This window comes from Bradyrhizobium erythrophlei (genome assembly GCF_900142985.1).
Taxonomy (GTDB): domain Bacteria; phylum Pseudomonadota; class Alphaproteobacteria; order Rhizobiales; family Xanthobacteraceae; genus Bradyrhizobium; species Bradyrhizobium erythrophlei_B.
Window position 1 is genome coordinate 5,564,849 of the sequence record NZ_LT670849.1, and the last position, 17,233, is coordinate 5,582,081.

17 protein-coding genes are annotated in these 17,233 nt (G+C 62.5%); 9 read left to right on the forward strand and 8 right to left on the reverse strand.

The window, feature by feature from the left end; translation table 11 throughout:
* Window positions 1–153: 153 nt before the first annotated feature.
* Entirely contained in the window at window positions 154–1,359 is a 1,206-nt protein-coding gene (locus BUA38_RS26480) for a low temperature requirement protein A (protein WP_072822579.1), read from the forward strand.
* Here BUA38_RS26480 and egtD read toward each other — a convergent pair.
* Window positions 1,335–2,306 (reverse strand): L-histidine N(alpha)-methyltransferase, encoded by a 972-nt coding sequence (gene egtD / locus BUA38_RS26485; protein WP_072822581.1) that lies wholly within the window; start codon window positions 2,304–2,306, stop codon window positions 1,335–1,337. The genes BUA38_RS26480 and egtD overlap by 25 nt on opposite strands.
* 48 nt (window positions 2,307–2,354) lie before the next feature.
* Complete coding sequence (egtB, locus tag BUA38_RS26490; RefSeq protein WP_072822583.1) at window positions 2,355–3,602, reverse strand: ergothioneine biosynthesis protein EgtB; 1,248 nt, start codon at window positions 3,600–3,602, stop codon at window positions 2,355–2,357.
* 313 nt (window positions 3,603–3,915) lie between these two features.
* Between egtB and grxD the strand changes: the two genes are divergently transcribed.
* The 4 genes from grxD (at window position 3,916) to BUA38_RS26510 (ending at window position 7,190) form a co-directional block, all read left to right on the forward strand.
* Window positions 3,916–4,248, forward strand: a complete 333-nt coding sequence (gene grxD / locus BUA38_RS26495; protein ID WP_072822585.1) for a Grx4 family monothiol glutaredoxin — start codon at window positions 3,916–3,918, stop codon at window positions 4,246–4,248.
* Window positions 4,248–4,787, forward strand: a complete 540-nt coding sequence (locus tag BUA38_RS26500; protein ID WP_072822586.1) for an O-acetyl-ADP-ribose deacetylase — start codon at window positions 4,248–4,250, stop codon at window positions 4,785–4,787. The genes grxD and BUA38_RS26500 overlap by 1 nt, the downstream gene beginning before the upstream one ends.
* A 232-nt stretch (window positions 4,788–5,019) precedes the next feature.
* Window positions 5,020–6,312 (forward strand): serine hydrolase domain-containing protein, encoded by a 1,293-nt coding sequence (locus BUA38_RS26505; protein ID WP_072822588.1) that lies wholly within the window; start codon window positions 5,020–5,022, stop codon window positions 6,310–6,312.
* A complete protein-coding gene (locus BUA38_RS26510; RefSeq protein ID WP_072822590.1) occupies window positions 6,312–7,190 on the forward strand; it encodes a carotenoid biosynthesis protein in 879 nt (292 codons plus the stop codon). Before BUA38_RS26505 ends, BUA38_RS26510 begins: the two co-directional genes overlap by 1 nt.
* Before the next feature lie 6 nt (window positions 7,191–7,196).
* Here the strand turns inward: BUA38_RS26510 and BUA38_RS26515 are convergent, their stop codons facing one another.
* From BUA38_RS26515 to murI, 4 genes are all read right to left on the reverse strand, one after another.
* Window positions 7,197–8,264: a threonine aldolase family protein gene (locus BUA38_RS26515; protein WP_072822592.1), complete on the reverse strand. Its 1,068-nt coding sequence runs from the start codon at window positions 8,262–8,264 to the stop codon at window positions 7,197–7,199.
* Between the two features lie 224 nt (window positions 8,265–8,488).
* The gene (gene rpsD, locus BUA38_RS26520) at window positions 8,489–9,106 is read right to left on the reverse strand and encodes a 30S ribosomal protein S4 (protein ID WP_072822594.1); all 618 of its coding nucleotides are present in this window, start codon (window positions 9,104–9,106) and stop codon (window positions 8,489–8,491) included.
* A 205-nt stretch (window positions 9,107–9,311) separates the two neighbouring features.
* Complete coding sequence (locus BUA38_RS26525) at window positions 9,312–10,070, reverse strand: acyltransferase (RefSeq protein ID WP_072822596.1); 759 nt, start codon at window positions 10,068–10,070, stop codon at window positions 9,312–9,314.
* A gap of 155 nt (window positions 10,071–10,225) precedes the next feature.
* Entirely contained in the window at window positions 10,226–11,017 is a 792-nt protein-coding gene (gene murI, locus BUA38_RS26530; RefSeq protein ID WP_072826455.1) for a glutamate racemase, read from the reverse strand.
* A gap of 192 nt (window positions 11,018–11,209) precedes the next feature.
* On the opposite strand from murI, the gene BUA38_RS26535 reads away from it, so the two are divergent.
* Entirely contained in the window at window positions 11,210–11,764 is a 555-nt protein-coding gene (locus BUA38_RS26535) for a cytochrome b (protein WP_072822598.1), read from the forward strand.
* 26 nt (window positions 11,765–11,790) lie between these two features.
* Here the strand turns inward: BUA38_RS26535 and purB are convergent, their stop codons facing one another.
* Window positions 11,791–13,098: an adenylosuccinate lyase gene (gene purB / locus BUA38_RS26540; protein WP_072822600.1), complete on the reverse strand. Its 1,308-nt coding sequence runs from the start codon at window positions 13,096–13,098 to the stop codon at window positions 11,791–11,793.
* Window positions 13,099–13,501: 403 nt separating this feature from the next.
* Between purB and BUA38_RS26545 the strand changes: the two genes are divergently transcribed.
* The 3 genes from BUA38_RS26545 to BUA38_RS26555 all read left to right on the forward strand — a co-directional run bounded on the left by BUA38_RS26545 (window position 13,502) and on the right by BUA38_RS26555 (window position 16,414).
* Window positions 13,502–14,095: a TetR family transcriptional regulator gene (locus tag BUA38_RS26545; protein ID WP_072822601.1), complete on the forward strand. Its 594-nt coding sequence runs from the start codon at window positions 13,502–13,504 to the stop codon at window positions 14,093–14,095.
* Window positions 14,096–14,216: 121 nt separating this feature from the next.
* Window positions 14,217–14,957, forward strand: coding sequence for a metallophosphoesterase family protein (locus tag BUA38_RS26550; protein ID WP_072822603.1), 741 nt, complete (start codon window positions 14,217–14,219; stop codon window positions 14,955–14,957).
* A gap of 5 nt (window positions 14,958–14,962) precedes the next feature.
* Entirely contained in the window at window positions 14,963–16,414 is a 1,452-nt protein-coding gene (locus BUA38_RS26555; protein ID WP_072822604.1) for a serine/threonine protein kinase, read from the forward strand.
* Here the strand turns inward: BUA38_RS26555 and rpe are convergent.
* Window positions 16,411–17,112 (reverse strand): ribulose-phosphate 3-epimerase, encoded by a 702-nt coding sequence (gene rpe, locus BUA38_RS26560; protein WP_072822605.1) that lies wholly within the window; start codon window positions 17,110–17,112, stop codon window positions 16,411–16,413. The genes BUA38_RS26555 and rpe overlap by 4 nt on opposite strands.
* Between the last annotated feature and the right edge of the window lie 121 nt (window positions 17,113–17,233).

The following is a 17,233-nucleotide window of genomic DNA, read 5'->3' on the forward strand; positions in this document are numbered from 1 at the left end:
ATGCGCAATGCGAATGTCAAATCCAAAACTCCACTAGAAACCTATATTTGCTAGTGGTCCTTTGATTCTAACATTTGCAAAAGTGCCAGCCAGACCGGGATGCAAATGTTAGAATCGGACCACTAGCGGCAATAAGGAGCAAGCAGGGGCGCCATGGCGTCGGATACCGAGCGCGGGGCGCTGTATCGTCCCATTGTGCCGAACCAGCATAGCCGGGTCACCTACGCCGAATTGCTGTTCGACCTGGTTTTCGTGTTTGCGGTCACGCAGGTGTCGCACACGCTGCTTGGGCATTTCACCCCGATCGGCGCGCTACAAACCACCTTGCTGCTGCTCAGCGTTTGGTGGGTGTGGGTCTTCACTTCCTGGATCACCAACTGGCTCGACCCCGAGCTCACACCCGTCCGCATACTTCTGTTTCTTCTGATGCTGGGCGGGCTCGTGCTGTCGACCTCGATCCCGAAGGCCTTCGATTCGCGCGGCCTGTGGTTTGCGATCGCCTATGCGACCATGCAGGTCGGCCGCACCATCTTCTTGCTGCTGTCGACGTCGCCAGCCCAGACTGGCGCCCGGATGAACGCCATCCGCATCCTGGTCTGGCTGTCAACCTCGGGCATCTTCTGGATCGCCGGTGGTCTCGCGGAGGGAGAACCGCGGCTGGTGTTGTGGGCGATCGCGCTCGCCATCGAATACGTCTCGCCCGCGGTGCGGTTCTGGATTCCGAAATACGGCGCCTCGTCGGTGACGGACTGGTATGTCGAGGGCGGCCATATTGCCGAGCGCTGCGCCGGCTTCATCATCATCGCACTTGGCGAGTCCATCGTCGTCACCGGCGCGACCTTTGCCGATCTGAAATGGACCTCTGAAGTCGTCGTGGCATTCCTGTCGGCTTTCGTGGCGGCGCTCGCGATGTGGTGGATCTATTTCCACAAGGGCGCGGAGGCCGGCTCTGAGCTGATCTCGAATTCGAGCGAACCGGGGCGGCTGGCGAGGCTTGCCTACACCTATCTGCATCTGCCGATCGTCGCCGGCATCATTCTGTCGGCGGTCGCTGACGACGTCGTGCTCCAGCATCCGGCCGGTCATTCCGATGCGAGGGTGATTGTCAGCGCCGTCGGCGGGCCGATGCTGTTTTTGATCGGCGCGATCCTGTTCAAGCTCGCCGTCCGCGGCTGGCTTCAGCTGTCGCACGGCGTCGGCATTGTCGCGCTCGGTGTGCTCGGCTGGTACGGCGCAGAGCTATCGCCATTGATGCTCTCGATCGCCACCACGGTCCTGATGGGGATCGTCGCGGTCTGGGAATCGCTCTCGCTACGGTCGCGGCCGGACAACCCTCAATCGGAAGCTTCCAGCGCGTGAACCGAAAACAGGCCCGCTTCATCGGTCCAGGATTGCAGCAGCGACCAGCCTGAGACCCGCGCAAGCAGGGCGAAACGGTCGATCGAGTATTTATAGCTGTTCTCGGTATGGATGCTCTCGCCGGGGCGGAACGAGAACTTCTGGCCGAGCACTTCGGCCGTCAGCGCCTTCTTGCTGATCAGGTGCATCTCGATGCGATGGCGGTCGCGGTTATAGACCGCGCGATGAATGAAGGCGCCGACGTCGAAGTCACCGCCGAGTTCGCGGTTGATCCGGTGCAGCACATTGAGATTGAACCGCGCGGTGACGCCGGCGGTGTCGTTATAGGCGTCGTAGAGCGTCCGTTCGTCCTTTTCCAGATCGACGCCGATCACCATGCGGGCGCCTTTGCCCAGGATGGTGCGCGCGCTCTTGAGGAATTTGCAGGCTTCGCCCGGTTCGAAATTGCCAAGCGTCGAGCCCGGAAAAAAGCCGACCTTCGGCATGTCGCGCACCGCTTCCGGAAGCTCGAAGGCGGCGGTGAAGTCCGCAGTGACGGGATGAATGGCAAGGCCCGGATAATCGGCGCGCAAGGCTTGCGCCTGCGCATTGAGAAATTCGCCGGAGATATCGACGGGCACGTAGGCCCCTAGCCGGCATTCGCCGAGCAAAAGCCGCACCTTGGTGGTCGAGCCGGCTCCGAATTCGACCAGTGCTGCCCCGTCCGGAACGATGGACGAGATGGCCCGGCTGCGGTTGCGCAGGATCGAGAGCTCGGTGCGGGTCGGATAGTATTCGGGCAGCACGGTGATCTGTTCGAACAACTCGGAGCCCGTCGCATCGTAGAAATATTTCGGCGACAGCCGTTTCGGCGCGCGCGACAAATCGTGGATGACGTCGCGCGCGAATACCGACGTCGGTTCGTCGAAACGGTGAGCTTTAGCCAAAGCGGGGGTGTGCACGTTCATGACAATCTCCCGGACGCGCTCTTTGGCGCGGTTGAATTTCTAAGATTCCTAGTCGGCGTAGTCAGCGAGCCTTAGGCCAGTGAACTGCCAGCGGTGGTGTGGGTAGAAGAAGTTGCGATAGGTGACACGGCTATGACCGTCGGGTGTCGCCAGCGACGAGCCGCGCAGCACCAGCTGGTTAACCATGAACTTGCCGTTGTACTCTCCGAGCGCGCCCTCGATGGCGCGGTAGCCCGGATAGGGCGAGTAGGCGCTGCGGGTCCATTGCCAGACGATGCCGAAGGCGTCGTTGAGAAGGCCGGCGCGCGCGGCGACTTCCCATTCCATTTCGGTCGGCAGGTGCTGGCCGCGCCAGCGCGCAAACGCATCGGCCTCGTAGTAGCTGATATGACTGACCGGGCTTGCCGGATCGACCGGCTTGAGACCCGCCAGCGTCATGATGTGCCATTGACCGTCGATCTCGCGCCAGTGGCCGGGCGCCTGCCACTGTTCGTTTGTCGCTGCGGCGAAGCCGTCCATCAGCCAGAGCGTCGGCGTGGTGTAGCCGCCGTCGGCCATGAAGGCGATCCAGTCGGCATTGGTGACGAGGTTGCGCGCAAGACGGACCGGGCCGACCAACGCGCGATGCACCGGCTTTTCATTATCGAAATGAAAGCTGTCGCCGGCGTGCCCGATTGAATGGATGCCTTCGGTGAGCTCGATCCAGTCTTCGCCCGAGCCGCCTGCGGCGGGGAATTGCCAGGACGGATCATAGGCTGGCGGAATCGGGTTCTGCGCAAAGGCGTGCAGGATGTCCGTGTACATCAATTCCTGATGCTGCTGCTCGTGGTTGAGGCCGACCTCGACTAGCGGCGCCATCGCGGAAAGCTTTTCCTCGCCCGCTTCGCGGAAGAATTTCACGACCGCCGCATCGACGTGACGGCGGTAGGCGGTGATTTCGTCGGCGGAGGGACGGGTGAGGTCGCCGCGCCGGGCGCGGGCATGCCGGGGACCGGCGCTGACATAATAGGAATTGAACAGGAAGGCGTAGTCGGGATGGTAGGGCTTGTATCCGCTACAGTGCTCGCCGAGCAGAAACTGCTCGAAAAACCAGGTGGTGTGGGCGCGATGCCATTTGGCCGGGCTCGCGTCTGGCATGGACTGGATCAGCTGGTCCTCGGGGCTGAGCGGTGCGGCGCGACGTTCTGTCTCGTTTCGCACCGCCAAAAAGGCGTCGATCAGCTCGTCTGCGAGGCCGGTTTTTTCCGAAAATAACGACGGGCGAGAGGCGGCAATGGCGGATACGGTTTTCGTCACTGGGGTCTCCGGGTCGCAAAAGAAGAACGTCGGCCTCGAAGGGCGGTTCCTCGAGAACAGCCTGTCCTAGATAGGAGTTCCTTTCAGGGAAAAAAGCCTCCCCGGGGTCGAACCAGGTACGAACGGGCTGTGTCATCCGTTACCCCCCAAGGGCGGGCCGAGCCGGTCCCGCATGGCAGCTCCGACCGCCAAATTGCTTTGGATGCACAAGCGTTTGGGGTACATATATGGGAGTCGCGGAGGGCCAGCCGGCACGTCGCTGCGAGGCCCGATTCCGAAGTGGGTGTGTCACCCACCCCAAAGGGAAGAGAATATGAGCATCGAGCAATTCATCGACAACGAAGTGAAGTCGAACGACGTCGTGCTGTTCATGAAGGGCACGCCGCAGTTTCCGCAGTGTGGTTTCTCCGGCCAGGTCGTGCAGATCCTCGATCACATCGGGGTCGGCTATAAGGGCCTCAACGTTCTTGAGTCCGCCGATCTGCGCAACGGCATCAAGACCTACTCCAACTGGCCGACCATTCCGCAGCTCTATGTGAAGGGCGAATTCGTCGGCGGCTGCGACATCATCCGCGAGATGTTCCAGGCCGGTGAATTGCAGCAACTCTTCACCGACAAGGGCGTGGCGGTCACAACCGCCGCCTGATGCCTTCGGTCGCGCGCCAGATCGGTGGCGTGCGGTTTGAAGTCGTCGTTGCCGACATCACGACCCTGCGTGTCGAGACAATCGTCAACGCCGCCAACACGTCCTTGCTTGGCGGCGGTGGGGTCGATGGCGCGATCCATCGGGCCGCAGGGCCCGAGCTCCTGGCGGAATGCCGCACGCTGGGCGGCTGCGCCACGGGCGACGCCAAAATCACCAAGGGCTACCGCCTGCCGGCCAAGCACGTGATCCATGCCGTGGGTCCGGTCTGGAACGGCGGCCAGCGCGGCGAGGATGAATTGCTCGCCTCCTGCTATACCCGCGCCATCGCGCTTTGCCGCGAAAACAACCTGACATCGATTGCGTTTCCAGCGATCTCGACCGGCGTCTACCGCTTTCCGGCCGACCGCGCGGCGCATATCGCGGTGTCGAGCACTGTCGAGGCCTTGAAGGCGGCGCCCGCCATCACCCGCGTGATCTTCTGCTGCTTCTCCAAAGACAGCGCCGCCCTGCACGAACAGGCGCTGGTGTCCCGGTTCTGACATTCGTATGACGACGCGGCGGGTTCTTTTACGAATGTCATAACCAAAGGGACACCAGCAAATATAGTTTTGCGGTGCGGTTTTGGATTTGGCATTCGCTCTGAGAACTCGCGGTAGGACTGAAGCGAATGCCAAATCCACCGCACCGGCCGGGTTCGGCGAGCCTTGTCCGGATTGAGCCGGACGCTACACTGCGGCCGAGATTTGACGTCCCAGCCAATCGGTGAATGCGATGATCGGTCCGCAAAGGACGAACGGCCTAGTGGCCCGGCTTGCGGCTGCGCTGACGCTCCTGTTTTTCGCGACCGGTCTCAGCCCATCCCGCGCTGAATTCCCAACCTTGGTCGCGTCTGGTTTTTCGGTCAGAGGCCTCGAACGCGTCCGCGACTACCTGCGCAACGAGGTCGCAACCGGCAAGATTCCGGGCGCCGTGCTTCTGATCCAGCGGCACGGTCAGCGGATTCTGCTCGAAAGCTTTGGGGTCAAGGACGCCGAAAGCCGGCGTCCGATGACGGATGATTCGATCTTCCGGCTGTATTCGATGTCGAAGCCGGTCACATCGGTGGCCGCGATGATGCTGGTCGACGACGGCAAGATCTCGCTCGACGATCCCCTGTCGAAATTCATTCCGGTGTTTGCCGGCACCAAAGTCGCGGTCGAAAAACACGACGAGAATGGCAAAGTGGTTCTGGCCACCGAACCTGCGGCGCGCCCGATCACAATTCTCGATCTCCTGCGTCAGACTTCCGGCATCACTTACGGCTTTTACGGCGATAACCCCGTTCGGCAACTCTATGCGAAGAGCAATCTGTTTGATGGCGACGTCGACAATGCGGAGCTCGCCGAGCGGCTGGCGAAATTGCCGCTGGCCGAACAGCCGGGTACGCTGTGGGACTATGGCCACTCGACCGACGTCCTCGGTCGCGTCATCGAGGTCGTCTCCGGAAAATCGCTTTATGCGTTCGAAAAGGAGCGGCTGCTCGATCCTCTCGGGATGATCGATACGGCGTTCAGGGTCGACGATTCCAGGCGCTCGCGTGTCGCCGAGCCGCTGCCCGGCGATGTTCCGCTGAGCACCGTCAAAGGCCTCGGCGATCCGGTCCAGCGGCGGCGCTGGCAATCCGGTGGCGGAGGGATGGTCGGTACTGCCGATGACTACGCGCGCTTCGCGCAGATGCTGCTCAACGGCGGTCAACTCGACGGCAGGCGATATCTCAAGCCCGAAACGGTTTCCCTGATGACATCGGACCTGGTGCCGCCGGAATCCGGGATCGCCCGCGATTACTATTATTTCCCGAGTGGCGACAGTGGTTTCGGTTTGGGCTTCGCCGTCCGGGTGGTCGAGAACCCGCTGCTGCCGACGGGGGAATATCGCTGGGATGGCGCCGGCGGCACGTTCTTCTTCGTCGATCCCAAAGACGATATGTTTGCGGTCTGCATGCTGGCGTCGCCATCGCAGCGCCAGCGTATTCAGATCGAATTGAAGAAGCTGATCTACCAGGCGCTCGAGAAACAAGGCCCGTGATGACCGTGCAGGAAACCGTCAAGACAGGCAGCGAGGCGTTTCCGCCTGTCAAATTGGCGGTTGGAATCCTTCTTGTCGTCTATCTGGCGCTGGTGATCGGCTTTGCCTGGAATCCGAACCCGCTGGCGCAAGTCCTGGCGGCGATCGGCATTCTCGCCGCCTTGATCCATGCGGTTGTGTTTTACGGGTGGAGGGATGGGTTCGCGCTGTTTGCGATCTGCATCGCCATCACTTTTGCCATGGAGAATCTTGGCTCACTGACAGGTTTTCCGTTTGGCCATTATCACTTCGAGGTCGGCGCGAACCTTCCGCATGTCGGCGTTATCCCGGTCATCGTCGGACCGCTGTGGTTCGGCATGGGGTATTTTTCCTGGCATGTCGCGGCCGTCCTGCTCGGCGTACCGGCGCGCCCGCGCGGGAGGCTCGAACGTTTCGCGTTGCCGCTTGTCGCAGCCTTCGTGATGACGCAGTGGGACGTGGTGATGGAGCCAGCGGAATCCACCATCGCCAAGGCCTGGATCTGGCACGATGGCGGCGCCCATTTTGGCGTGCCGCTGTCGAACTATGCCGGCTGGCTGTTGACGTCGTGGCTGTTCTTCCAGGCCTTCGCCATTTATCTCGGCCGCCGGCCGGGCTTGCCGGGGCCCGCGCAGACGCGATCATTACGGCTGATCGCGATCGCGTTTTACTTAAGTTCAGGCCTCACACACGTCACGCCGTGGCTGATCGGCCAGAGCGGCGAGGTGGTGGATGCTGCCGGCCAGCTTTGGCGCGTCAGCGATCTGCGCGGGGCCACCGTCGTCTCCATGGTATGCACGATGTTCGCCACGTCGATGCTGGCGGCCTTGCGGCTTGTTAACAAACCGGCCGAAAGCTGAGGCGGCTTACGCCTTCCGGACGATTTCGCGTACGTGGGCGATCGTTTCCTCGATCATGGCTGAGGTGACGTCGAGATGTGTGCACGCACGGATGCGGCCATCCATCACCGCGATCTGCACCCCGCGCTTGTTTAGCGCGGCAATCATGTCGTTGGCGCTGATGCCGGCGCCATCCGGCTTGAAGAACACGAGATTGGTTTCGGGCTCCTGCACCTCGACGCCCTGGATCTGCGCCAGCCCCCGCGCCAGCGCGCGAGCATTGGCGTGATCTTCCGCAAGCCGGTCGACGTGATGATCGAGTGCGTAAGTGCAGGCAGCGGCGCACATGCCGGACTGCCGCATCGAGCCGCCGAGGCGCTGCTTCCAGCGCCATACCTGATCGATGAAGTCGCGCGTGCCGGCAAGCACCGCGCCGATCGGCGCGCCTAGGCCTTTCGAGAAGTCGATCCAGGCCGAATCCCAGCCCGCGGTCATGTCGCGCGCGCTGATGCCGGTGGCGACCGTGGCATTCAATAGCCGCGCGCCGTCCATGTGGGTCGCCATGCCGTTGGCCTTGGCGATTTTGACGACCTCGTCGAGATCGGCCTTTTTCCAGATCGTGCCGCCGCCGATATTGGCGGTCTGCTCGGCGCTGACCAGCGTCTGCGGTGGCTGATAACGCGTGCGCGGGTGCAGCGCCGCGCGGAAGGTTTCGGCTGTGAACTTGCCGTCGGCGCCTTGCAGAGGCGTGATCTGGAATCCGCCGAGGGCTGCATGCGCGCCGCCTTCGCGCGCGATGAGGTGAGCCGAGACGTGGGCGAGGATCTCATCGCCCGGCCGGCAATAGACCAGCGTTGCCGTGACATTGCACATGGTGCCGGACGGCAGGAACACGGCCGCTTCTTTTCCCATCAGTTCGGCAACGCGGTCGCAGAGCAGATTGGTGGAGGGATCGTCGCCGACCTGTTCGTCACCGACTTCGGCGCGCGCCATCGCTTCGCGCATCGCCGGCGTCGGCCGGGTTTGGGTGTCCGACAACAGGTTGATGCGGACCGGGGGTGCCTTGCGATCACGGCGGACGGGGGTATAGGCCATTGACTATCTCCGTTTCGCGTCATGGCCAGGCATAGCCGTTCGAAGAACGGCGTCGCTTCCGCTCGCCTATGCCCGGCCATCCACGTCTTGTTTTGCGGCGACCATAAAGGCGTGGATGCCCGGCACAAGGCCAGCGCATGACGAAAATTCGCGGACGTGACCAAGCAAAAGGCCCCGGCAAAACCGGGGCCTTGATTTTCACGTCATATGCAAAGACAGGTCTGTTAGCGCGAATAGAATTCGACGATCAGATGCGGCTCCATCTGCACCGCGAAAGGCACGTCGGCGAGCGCGGGCACGCGGACGAACTTCGCGGTCATCTTGCCATGATCGACTTCGAGATAATCCGGCACGTCGCGCTCGGGAAGCTGGCTTGCCTCAAGCACATGCGTCAGCTGCTTCGAGGATTCCTTGACCTCGATGAGGTCGCCGACCTTCAGCTTGTAGCTGGAGATATTGACCTTGCGGCCGTTCACCTTGACGTGGCCGTGATTGATGAACTGGCGGGCGGCAAACATCGTGGCGACGAACTTGGCGCGGAACACGACGCTGTCGAGACGACGCTCGAGCAGGCCGATCAGGTTTTCACCGGTGTCGCCCTTCATCCGGCCGGCTTCGACGTAGACGCCGTGGAACTGGCGCTCGCTGATATTGGCGTAATAGCCCTTCAGCTTCTGCTTGGCGCGGAGCTGCACGCCGAAGTCGGAGAGCTTGCCCTTGCGGCGCTGGCCGTGCTGGCCGGGGCCGTATTCGCGGCGATTCACGGGGCTCTTCGGGCGGCCCCAGATATTCTGGCCCATACGGCGGTCGATCTTGTATTTCGCCTCACTACGCTTTGTCATCGCGTCCTCTTTCTCTAAAGCAGTTGGTTTGAGGAAACGCGCCCTCCTGTGCAGCCGGAATTTCCGTACTGCCGACAGGTCCGAACCCTTAAAGCTGGTAAAGAGTGGACCGCGGGTCGCGAAACGCATCGCGGGCCGAAAACGGCCCGCGAGCAGGGCGGTTTCTAGGCAGAAACGGCCCTGCTGTCAATGCGAACGGGCCGTTTCATGGACCCGCTTGGTGAGCGCCGCAGGCCAGTATTTCGGCGGAAATCTCGGTATTCAGCACCTGTTCCAGCCGATTCAGCGCCCGCGCGGCGGCCACGGCATCGGTAACCCGATGGTCCCAGCGCAGACTGACGTCGATCCGGTTGTCCGGCCCGACCACGCCATAGCTGATGAGGAAGGGGTTCGGGCTGATCGCCCGCAGGTCGCCGGGCCCGTAAGCCGCGACCGAGGTCACCCCGAAGGTCCCGAAATTATTGGCGCACATCCGCCCGAAATTCTGGCCTAGATACCAGCTCAGGCGGCGGAGCGGCAGCGGCAGGCGGCTCGCCCTCAGGATCTTGCGGAAAGTCGGAATGTCCTCGATCGGCGCATTCTTGGCGCGGCGGATCTGCGCATCGATCTCGGCCAGCGAACGGCTTTCCAGATCAGGCACCTTTTCAGGCAGGATGAACTCCTCGCCGCACTCGGTCCGCGCCACCGCGACCATCGCCACGCTGCGCGGCAGTTCGAAGAAATGTGGCCACGGCAGCTTGACGTAGAGCGTACGCAGCACCGGCTCGTCCTGTGCCACGATCGCAAACGCCTTGACGAAGACGGCGGCCCAGCCAGGCGGCGATTTCGCCTTGGCGCGCGCCGCCATCAGCGGGCCGACATCGAGCGGGCGCGAGAACGAAATCGCCGGCACGCGCATCGATGCGTGCATGAAGTCGATCAGAAAACGGCGCGGCAATGAGATTTTTCGCTTCGTTCCGCGCATCGCTCCTCTCGGTTTTCGCCCCTTTGAGATCTGACTGGTCGATTTAGCACGAAGCACGCGCCGTGAGACCCGAGCTTTCAGCCAGCGACTTTATGGGACGGTACATGAACCGGGGATAAATATCTGAAAAATATATGGAAATATGAACGCTCGTCTTACGCCGGCACGCGGCCGCCGAAAAACGGCGTCAGCGCCGCGCTCAACCGGCGCGGCCGTCCCGACGTGAACATCATTTTGGCGTCTGCGGCGTCCGGCGCGCCGCGTCCCTCGGGAAGCAGGCTTGTCACCCGCCGCGCGATCGCAGGCGCCGGATCGATCCAGTCGACCGGCCAGGGCGCCAGCTCATTCAGCCGGTCCAGCAGCAGCGGATAGTGGGTACAGGCGAGCACAATCGTGTCGGTGCGGGCGTCTTCGCCGGCGCCGACAAAGCACGGCTCGAGTTCAGCCCGGATCGCTTCATCGCTGACCTCGCCACCGCTCAGCGCCGTCTCGGCCAGTGCCGCAAGCTCCGCCGATCCGACCAGCGTGACCTCGCAGCCTTGCGCGAAATCGCGGATCAGCGCCTGGGTGTATTCGCGTTTCACGGTCGCCTTGGTACCGAGTACCGACACGCGCTTGGTTTTCGAAGCCGCGCAGGCCGGTTTGATCGCCGGCACGGTGCCGACGAAGGGTACAGTATACGCCGCGCGCAAATGGGCCATGACCGAGACGGACATCGTGTTGCAGGCGATCACCACGAGATCGGGACGGTGCTCCACGATCAAGTCGCCGATCAGCGGCATCACGCGGGCAATGATCTCTTCCTCGCTATGGTGGCCATAGGGAAAAAAAGCGTCATCTGCCACGTATAGATAATGAGCGTCGTGGCGCGCGCGCACGATCTCGCGCAACACGGTGAGGCCGCCAAGGCCTGAATCGAACACAAGAATGGTCGGACGTTCCCCCATGGCGTTCATCCTAGCCGATCCGGCGTTACCTTTCAGTTGCCTTTTAGAGGGAGGACAGAGGCCAGGGGCGGGAATAATTCCCGCTTTGCATGAGTTCTAAGAAAGCGCCCCCAAAACGGGCGCGACGAACCATCGTTTTAATGTAATCAGTCCGACCCATTGGACGCGAATTCGAAACCTTTCGGGACAGCAATGATACGAAATACGACTTCGAGCTGGGGCAGTGTCGCGCGCGCCTTTCACTGGATTATTGGCCTCACCATTCTCGGCATGCTGGCGTACGGCTGGTGGATGAACCACATCCCGGCACGGCCGGATCGTTTCTTCTACCGTTCGATCCATGCCGATGTCGGCTACATCCTGCTGGTCTTGATCGCGCTTCGCCTGATCTGGCGCGCGATCAATCCGACGCCGGCTTTGCCAAAGGATACGCCGCCCTGGCAGCGGGCCGCCGCGGCCATCAGTCATGGCGCGCTCTATCTCGCCACCTTTGTCGTGATCGGTCTTGGCTGGGCGCATTCGGGCGCGCGGCCGCAGGGGGACTACGGCAGCTTCTTCGGCCTGTTCCACGTGCCTCAGTTCACCTCGCCCGACAAGGCGACGGCGGATGCCTTTGAGGACCGGCACATCTTTGCTGCCTATGTGTTGCTGGCGCTGATCGTCCTTCATACGGCGGCGGCGGCCTGGCATCACTTCATCAAGCGAGACCGTATCGCCGCGCGGATGGTGGATGGCCAGCCGGGCTGAGCGTGAGCGTGTTCAGGCCCGCAGATTCAGGCTTGGCCGAACACGCGCTTGAAGATCGTGTCGACGTGCTTGAGGTGATAGCCAAGATCGAATTGCTCCTCGATCTCGGCATCGCTGAGATATTCTTTAACGTCGGCATCTTTCTTTAGCAGCGACAGGAAGTCGCCTTCGCCGCGCCACACCGGCATCGCGTTGCGCTGCACGAGCTTGTAGGCGTCCTCTCGGCTCGCGCCCTTTTGCGTCAGCGCGATCAGCAAGCGTTGTGAGTGGACAAGCCCACCCAGGCGGTCGAGATTCTTCTGCATGTTCTCCGGATAGACCAGGAGCTTGTTGACGAGGCCCGCCAGACGGTTGAGCGCGAAGTCGAGCGTGACGGTCGCGTCGGGTCCGATCATGCGCTCGGCGGAGGAATGGGAGATGTCGCGCTCGTGCCAGAGCACGACATTTTCCAGCGCCGGCGTCACATAGGCACGCACCATGCGCGCCAGGCCTGCGAGATTTTCCGACAGCACCGGGTTGCGCTTGTGCGGCATCGACGACGAACCCTTTTGCCCTTCGGAGAAGAACTCTTCGGCTTCCAGCACCTCGGTGCGCTGCAAGTGGCGGATTTCGGTCGCCAGGCGTTCGACGGAGGAGGCGATGACGCCGAGCGTCGCAAAATACATCGCGTGGCGGTCGCGCGGGATCACCTGCGTCGAGATCGGCTCCGGCCGCAGCCCCATTGCTTTTGCGACGTGCTCTTCCACCCGCGGATCGATCTGGGCAAAGGTGCCGACGGCGCCCGAGATCGCACAGGTCGCGACCTCGTGGCGGGCGGCGATCAAGCGCTCGCGGGCGCGCGAGAATTCGGCATAGGCATAGGCGAGCTTCAATCCGAAGGTCACGGGCTCAGCGTGGATGCCGTGGGAGCGGCCGATGGTTGGCGTCATCTTGTGCTCGAAGGCGCGCTTCTTCAGCGCGGCAAGCACCTTGTCGACATCGGCGATCAGCAAATCGGCCGCGCGCGTGAGCTGCACGTTGAGGCAAGTGTCGAGCACGTCCGACGAGGTCATGCCCTGGTGGACGAAGCGCGCCTCCGGGCCGACGATTTCGGCCAGATGCGTGAGGAAGGCGATGACATCGTGCCTGGTCTCGCGCTCGATCTCGTCGATCCGCCCCACGTCGAAGGTCGCGTTCTTGGCCTTGGCCCAGATGGTTTTCGCGGCTTCCTTCGGGATAACGCCCAATTCCGCCAGCGCATCAGCCGCATGGGCTTCGATCTCGAACCAGATCTTGAAGCGGGTCTGGGGCTCCCAGATCGCGGCCATTTCCGGGCGGGTATAGCGGGGGATCATTGGCGACTCTGAGCCTTTTGAGGGGGTTAGGGGCGCTTTAGCAGAGCAGGCGGGGGGTTACAAACCACCACCTGCAGGGGGCTCACCGAGCCTGTGGATGCAACCCTGCCATCACATAATATTGAATGACAGATATTGAAATCTGTCAGCGAGATGGTGTATATAGCTCGTGACGCCTACTACAGGGTCCCCCGGCGAGGCCGCTCCAAACGGCGAGCCGGGGCCAGTTTCTAAGGACTAAAGCCATGACATTCGAAATCTTACACCTGACGACCCAAATCCAGCGTTGGCTGAACCGGCGGATTGCACAGCACCTCGCCGAACAGGCCGAGCGCCTCGCCCGCTAACCGCTGGGATCGCCTGCCCATATATAGGTTAGGCTGACGCAAGCAGGAGTGCGCCGATGAACGAGAATGTGGTCTTGACCCCGGAACGCATTCTGGAAGTCACGGAAGACGTTCTGCGCCGCTATGGCCTTGCCAAAGCCACTGTCGTTGACGTTGCCCGTGCGCTCGATGTGAGTCACGGCAGCGTCTACCGCCATTTCCCGAGCAAGGCTTCGCTGCGCGAGGCCGTTGCCAAACGCTGGCTCGAGCGCGTTTCGACGCCGCTTGCCAAAATCGCCGAAAGCGCCGGCCCTGCGCCGGCCAAATTCGAAAGCTGGTTGCGCGCGTTGTTTGCCGCGAAGCAGAAACGCTATCTCGAAGACCCCGAGATGTTTGCGACCTACCTGACGCTGGCGCGCGAAGCCTGCAAGACGGTCAACGGCCACAAGACCTGCCTGACCGGCCAGCTTGAACTGATCCTCGCTGATGGCGTCAAGCAGGGCGCTTTCGAGATTGCCGATACCAAAGCCACCGCACAGGCGATTTTCGACGCCTCGACCCGTTTCCACCACCCGGCCCATTCCGACGAATGGAAAGATCCGCAACTGCCGGCGCGGATCGACGCCTTGATCGCGCTGCTGCGGCGGGGCATCGAGGTGTGCAAGCGCTAGGGCTCTTTTGCCATTGTCGTTTCCCTTGGCGGCAGATTTGCCGACCGCCAGCCCCCTGTAGTTTGATATCCCTCAAAGCGGAGACGTCGCCGGTCGTCATGACTGGTGGGGGAGGCAACGCGTGCGGCTGGCACTTCTTGCGGACATTCACGCCAACCGGCAGGCCTTCGCTGCTTGTCTCGAGGCGGCGCGCGCACGCGGCGCCGAGCGTTTCGTTTTCCTCGGTGACTATGTCGGCTATGGCGCCGATCCCGAATGGACGGTCGAGGCCGTCATGGGTTTCGTTGGCGACGGGGCGCTCGCGGTACGCGGCAACCACGACACCGCCATCGGCTCGCCGGCGGAAACCATGAATGCCGAGGCGCAGGCCGCGATCGAATGGACACGCGGCCGATTGAGCGCGCCCGAGCGGAAATTTCTGGCAGAACTGCCGCTGACACGCCAAGAGGACGATCGCCTCTACGTCCATTCCGAGGCGAGCGCGCCTGCCAAATGGCGTTACGTCCGCTCCAGCGCCGATGCCGGGCGAAGCCTTATTGCCACAGATGCACACATCACCTTTTGCGGCCACATTCACCGGCCCGCGCTTTATTCGATGTCGGCGACGGGAAAGATGACGAGCTTTGTGCCGATTTCGGGCGTCGGCGTGCAGTTGCTGACGGGCCGGCGCTGGCTTGCGGTCTTGGGCTCGGTCGGCCAGCCGCGCGACGGCGATCCCGCAGCCTCGTTTGCGATGTTCGATACGGTCTCTCGCGAAATCACCTGGTGCCGCGCCCCCTATGACATCGAAACGGCGGCGCAGCGCATTCGCGACAACGGCCTGCCGCCAGTGCTCGCCGATCGTCTCTTTGTCGGGAGGTAGCGCGAATGGCGAAGTTCCTGGTCGAGTCCGGCGCCATTATCGACGGCTTTACGCTCGGTGAGTGCGTTCACCGCGGCGGCATGGCGACGCTGTGGAGTGTGACCCGCGACGACATCGCCGCTCCCTTGTTGATGAAGATTCCACGGATCTCGGAAGGCGAAGATCCCGCCGCCATCGTCTCCTTCGAGATGGAGCAGATGATCCTGCCGAAACTAGAGGGAGTCCACGTGCCGCATTGTTACGCGGCCGGTGACTTTGCGCGGCATGCCTATGTCGTCGTCAAGCGCATTCCGAGCCAGACGCTCTACCGCCGGCTTGGCGAGTTGCCACTGCCATACGAAGAAGCGCGCCTGATCGCGCTGAAAATCGCGGATGCCTTGTGCGACCTGCACCGGCAGAACGTCATTCATCACGACATCAAGCCCTCCAGCATCATGTTTCGCCCGACGGGCGAGGCGGTACTGATCGACTTCGGCCTGTCGCATCACAACCAGTTACCGGACCTGTTGCAGGAGGAGTTCCGCGTGCCCTATGGCACCGCGCCCTACATGGCGCCGGAGCGGCTGCTCGGTGTACGCGACGATCCGCGCAGCGACCTGTTTTCACTCGGCGTGCTGCTGTATTTTTTCACCACCGGCGTGCGGCCGTTCGGCGAGAGCGAGACGATGGCCGGGATGCGGCGGCGGTTGTGGCGCGATCCCTATCCGCCGCGCCAGCTGCGGGCCGACTATCCACCGTGGTTGCAGGAAATCGTGCTGCGCTGCATCGAGATCGATCCGGTGTGGCGATATCCGACCGCCTCGCAACTGGCGTTTGAACTCGCCCATCCCGACCAGATCAAGTTGACCGCGCGCTCCGAGCGCTTGAAGCGCGATCCGCTCTCGACCGTCTGGCGCCGTCGCTTCAACGGTAATCCGATCGAGCCGCGGAGCAAGCCGGCCGTGGCGGCGCAGCTCGCCGCAAGCCCGATCGTTGCGGTTGCGATCGACACCGACGGATCGAACGAACTGAACGACGCGCTACGCGTCGCCGCCGAGCGAATCCTCAAGACCTCGCCGTCGGCGCGGCTTGCCTGCCTGAATGTGTTGAAGCTCGCCCGCGTCACGATCGACCGCACCCTCGATGACGAGGGCAACAACAAGCATGTCGGCCGGTTGGTCACGCTGAAGCATTGGGCCGCGCCGCTGAAGCTGGATGAGAGCCGCTTGACCGCGCATGTGCTGGAGGCCGTCGATCCGGCGGGCGCGATCCTGGAATTTGCCGACGCCAACCATGTCGATCACATCGTGATCGGCGCGCGGCAAAGTTCGTTTGCGCGCACGCTGCTCGGCAGCACCTCGGCCAAGGTCGCGACCGAAGCGCCTTGTACGGTGACGGTGGTGAGGTTGCCGTCACGTGCGATGGAGGCGGGCGAGCGGAAAGAAACGCCCGACGATCGGTCGATGCCGGTGATCTAGATTGCTTCGACGCGCGCGATCGCCGCCGCCTGGCGGATCGCGGAGATATTGGCCTTGTAGGCTTCCTTGGTGCCGCCCTTGAACACGGCCGAGCCCGCTACGAATGCATTGGCGCCGGCAGCGGCCAGTTCGCCGGAATTATCAGCGCCCACGCCGCCATCGACTTCGATGTCGATCGGACGGCCCGCCGTCATCGCGCGCAAGTCCTGCACCTTGGCAATGGTTGCGGGAATGAAAGCCTGTCCGCCGAAGCCGGGATTGACCGACATCAGCAACACGAGATCGATGCTGTCGAGCACATATTCAATCGCCGAAATGGGTGTCGCTGGATTGAGCGAGACGCCGGCCTTCTTGCCGAGTGCGCGGATCGCCTGCAGCGAACGATGCAAGTGCGGACCGGCCTCGGCATGCACCGTGATGTGGTCGCATCCGGCTTTGGCAAAGGCTTCGAGATAGGGATCGCAAGGCGAGATCATCAGGTGCGCGTCGAAGATCTTCTTGCTGTGCGGGCGCATCGCCTTGATGACATCGGGCCCATAGGAAATGTTGGGCACGAAGTGACCGTCCATCACATCGAGATGGATCCAGTCGGCGCCAGCGGCATCGACGGCCCGTACCTCCTCGCCAAGTTTCGAAAAGTCCGACGCCAGGATCGATGGCGCAATGACGAGGGGGCGGGGAACGAAGGAAGCGGACATCGGCGCTGTCTTCCGATAGCTGTTTGGAGTCGCGTCAAACGCGCGCTCTTTTTCGCCTAACACGCGGGCGTCTTGCCGGCAATGCAGGGGGAGGAACCGGAAAAATCTGCCGCGAAGCGGC

Bases quoted from the DNA above. Each gene is read 5' to 3' on its own strand.
- grxD (WP_072822585.1), top strand. From the start codon at position 3,916: ATGAGCATCGAGCAATTCATCGACAACGAAGTGAAGTCGAACGACGTC.
- murI (WP_072826455.1), bottom strand. From the start codon at position 11,017: ATGGGGGAACGTCCGACCATTCTTGTGTTCGATTCAGGCCTTGGCGGC.
- BUA38_RS26555 (WP_072822604.1), top strand. From the start codon at position 14,963: ATGGCGAAGTTCCTGGTCGAGTCCGGCGCCATTATCGACGGCTTTACG.
- rpe (WP_072822605.1), bottom strand. From the start codon at position 17,112: ATGTCCGCTTCCTTCGTTCCCCGCCCCCTCGTCATTGCGCCATCGATC.
- egtD (WP_072822581.1), bottom strand. From the start codon at position 2,306: ATGAACGTGCACACCCCCGCTTTGGCTAAAGCTCACCGTTTCGACGAA.
- rpsD (WP_072822594.1), bottom strand. From the start codon at position 9,106: ATGACAAAGCGTAGTGAGGCGAAATACAAGATCGACCGCCGTATGGGC.
- BUA38_RS26525 (WP_072822596.1), bottom strand. From the start codon at position 10,070: ATGCGCGGAACGAAGCGAAAAATCTCATTGCCGCGCCGTTTTCTGATC.
- BUA38_RS26535 (WP_072822598.1), top strand. From the start codon at position 11,210: ATGATACGAAATACGACTTCGAGCTGGGGCAGTGTCGCGCGCGCCTTT.
- BUA38_RS26480 (WP_072822579.1), top strand. From the start codon at position 154: ATGGCGTCGGATACCGAGCGCGGGGCGCTGTATCGTCCCATTGTGCCG.
- BUA38_RS26545 (WP_072822601.1), top strand. From the start codon at position 13,502: ATGAACGAGAATGTGGTCTTGACCCCGGAACGCATTCTGGAAGTCACG.
- purB (WP_072822600.1), bottom strand. From the start codon at position 13,098: ATGATCCCCCGCTATACCCGCCCGGAAATGGCCGCGATCTGGGAGCCC.
- BUA38_RS26510 (WP_072822590.1), top strand. From the start codon at position 6,312: ATGACCGTGCAGGAAACCGTCAAGACAGGCAGCGAGGCGTTTCCGCCT.
- BUA38_RS26500 (WP_072822586.1), top strand. From the start codon at position 4,248: ATGCCTTCGGTCGCGCGCCAGATCGGTGGCGTGCGGTTTGAAGTCGTC.
- BUA38_RS26515 (WP_072822592.1), bottom strand. From the start codon at position 8,264: ATGGCCTATACCCCCGTCCGCCGTGATCGCAAGGCACCCCCGGTCCGC.
- BUA38_RS26505 (WP_072822588.1), top strand. From the start codon at position 5,020: ATGATCGGTCCGCAAAGGACGAACGGCCTAGTGGCCCGGCTTGCGGCT.